Genomic DNA, 503 nt, shown 5'->3' with positions numbered 1-503 from the left:
TGTTAAGTTCGGAAAGAATCACTACAGCAGGTAAGGCATCCACCTCCACGTTAATGTGTGTAATCGGATTGAAAAAGAGTCTCTGGTGTTTTTCAGAGGATGGTGCTCGATAAGAAACAAGTAATTTAGTGGAGCCACTAGTGCGAAATGTTAGAGGAGAAAATCGGAGGAGCTGATATATTCAAAAAGATGAGCGAAAATATCCAGGTATGGAAAGGTGAATCCTTAAATGGGCAAAGAATAATAGGCCAAACGAAAGAACCTGGTGTCGTTTCATATAAACGATATAATACAATATTATTTAATACAATGAAAAGAATGTTTATAAAAACAATTTACGAATTTGGCACTTTTTACGTTAGAAATAAAAGTGATTTAGTACTAAGTAACCATGTAGCAGAAACTACAATAAAGGTGTACACAGGATGTGCATCATTAGATGTAAAAAAGGCTATTTACAGGGATAACATAAGAAAGTCAGGTATTTACCGTTGAGTTAATCT

Annotated in this window: 1 protein-coding gene; it reads left to right on the top strand. The window is 34.6% G+C overall.

The features are described from left to right. The first annotated feature begins 189 nt into the window (after window positions 1–189). Window positions 190–495 (top strand): hypothetical protein, encoded by a 306-nt coding sequence (locus tag DAE25_RS23425; RefSeq protein ID WP_159083944.1) that lies wholly within the window; start codon window positions 190–192, stop codon window positions 493–495. Window positions 496–503: the final 8 nt, after the last annotated feature.

Source organism: Nocardioides terrigena (assembly GCF_003047265.1).
Classification (GTDB): domain Bacteria; phylum Actinomycetota; class Actinomycetes; order Propionibacteriales; family Nocardioidaceae; genus Nocardioides; species Nocardioides terrigena.
The sequence above is the reverse complement of the archived record's forward strand: the minus strand, read 5'-3'. Positions and strand labels throughout refer to the sequence as shown.

Coding starts and splice junctions, on each gene's coding strand:
- DAE25_RS23425 (WP_159083944.1), top strand. CDS start 190: ATGAGCGAAAATATCCAGGTATGGAAAGGTGAATCCTTAAATGGGCAA.